Source organism: Pseudomonas agronomica, from assembly GCF_025917275.1.
Classification (GTDB): domain Bacteria; phylum Pseudomonadota; class Gammaproteobacteria; order Pseudomonadales; family Pseudomonadaceae; genus Aquipseudomonas; species Aquipseudomonas agronomica.
Genome location: NZ_JAOSHO010000817.1, coordinates 1 through 1,420 on the forward strand (window position 1 = coordinate 1; position 1,420 = coordinate 1,420).

2 protein-coding genes are annotated in these 1,420 nt (G+C 59.4%); both read right to left on the reverse strand.

Features of this window, described 5'->3' with window-relative positions; genetic code table 11:
- Positions 1–35: 35 nt before the first annotated feature.
- Entirely contained in the window at positions 36–779 is a 744-nt protein-coding gene (locus OC610_RS27380; protein ID WP_264432570.1) for a penicillin-binding protein activator LpoB, read from the reverse strand.
- Between the two features lie 3 nt (positions 780–782).
- Positions 783–1,370 (reverse strand): penicillin-binding protein activator LpoB, encoded by a 588-nt coding sequence (gene lpoB, locus OC610_RS27385; RefSeq protein WP_030138155.1) that lies wholly within the window; start codon positions 1,368–1,370, stop codon positions 783–785.
- Positions 1,371–1,420 lie beyond the last annotated feature (50 nt).

Here is a 1,420-nt window from a genome sequence, read left to right on the forward strand (position 1 = left end):
CCCTCGCCACAAAAACTGTATGCCTGCAATGAAGGTTAGCGCAGGATCACCGGCGCCGTATCCCGCGGCAGGTTGTTGCGCTGCACAGGTTCGCCGGCTTGCTCGTGGATCGGGCCGCCGAGCTGTTCGCTCAACTGCCGTGCCACATCTTCCCCCAGCGCCTTGGACACTTCACGCACGACCCGTGGACGATTGAGGCTGATGCGTACGTCCCGGTGGTTCGCCAGCTTGGTGTCCTGGCCTTCGCCCATGGCGGTGAAGGCCGAGGTGATCTCGAAGGTCTTGGTATTGATCAGGCTGAAATCCGCCACCAGCGTCAGGGCAAGCACCGCAGAGTAGCTGTCGGCAGTGCCCAGCTCGTTGATGTCGCGGGTGAAATCGATGTCCGACACGGTGCCGAACAGCACGTAGTCGGCCCCCTTGAAGTTCCCCGCCTTGATCCGCTTGATCACGTCATAGACGTCGCCCTTCGACGATGCGGTATATGGCGTGCCCTGCACCAACTGGAACATCCCGCTGCGCAGGATCTCGCCCTTGATATCACCGGTGAACTTGCGCAGCTCGCCCTGTTCGATGTAGCTGCTGGTGGCCTCCATTTCGTCGTAGCTCGACGAAGCGCTGGCGGCGTATCCATTCGCCTGGAAATTGCTCTGGGCTGAAACCGTGTGGATGTATTCCTCCACGCGCTCCTGATAGGCGAGGTCAGTCACCGCGACTCTTGGAGCCGCCTGCGCGCTGAAGGCGCAAGCCAGGGCCATCATGCCGATCCATGTGCGCATGGCTTATCGCTCCGTGGTCTTGCGGATTTCTTTTTCGTCCATCCATTCGGCCAGGCCGCTTTCGACGTCGATCAGTTGCAGGCTGAATTTGTAGAAGACGTCCTTGTAGTCTTCGCTGCGCTTGACGATGGAGCTGATGGAACCCTCGATGCGGTATTTGGCCGCGATCATGTTGCCGGTCTTGGCCACGGTGCTCTTTTTGTACAAGCCACTCTGGTTCTGTAGCTTGAGCTGGTCGACCTGGCTGTCCATGGCGTTGTTGTCGCTGGCAAAACGCGCCGCTCCGGTCTTCATCAGCTGGGTCTTGATGCTGGTAGTGATTTCACGGGTATCGATGTACTCGCTGGTCTTGTTCTTCACGTCATAGACCTGAACCACTGGACGACCCTGCAGGACGCCGGACTGGGCGAGGGAGCGGGTCATCGACTCGGCGATCATCTGCAGGTCGGTGGAGCCGAACTCGTTGGTCACGGTTTCCACGGCCTTGGTGTCGCCATAGCTGATGTTCTTGTTGCCCAGGACCGGCGAGTTGTTGGCGCAACCGCTGACGAGCAGGGCGGCGAGGGCGAGGGAGGAGATGCGTAGGAACATTGGGTGCTCTCAAATAAAGTTTGTTTTTGTGGCGAGGGGATTTATCCCCG

What these genes read in the sequence shown, in the direction of transcription:
- OC610_RS27380 (WP_264432570.1), bottom strand. Translation starts at nt 779, where the DNA reads ATGCGCACATGGATCGGCATGATGGCCCTGGCTTGCGCCTTCAGCGCG.
- lpoB (WP_030138155.1), bottom strand. Translation starts at nt 1,370, where the DNA reads ATGTTCCTACGCATCTCCTCCCTCGCCCTCGCCGCCCTGCTCGTCAGC.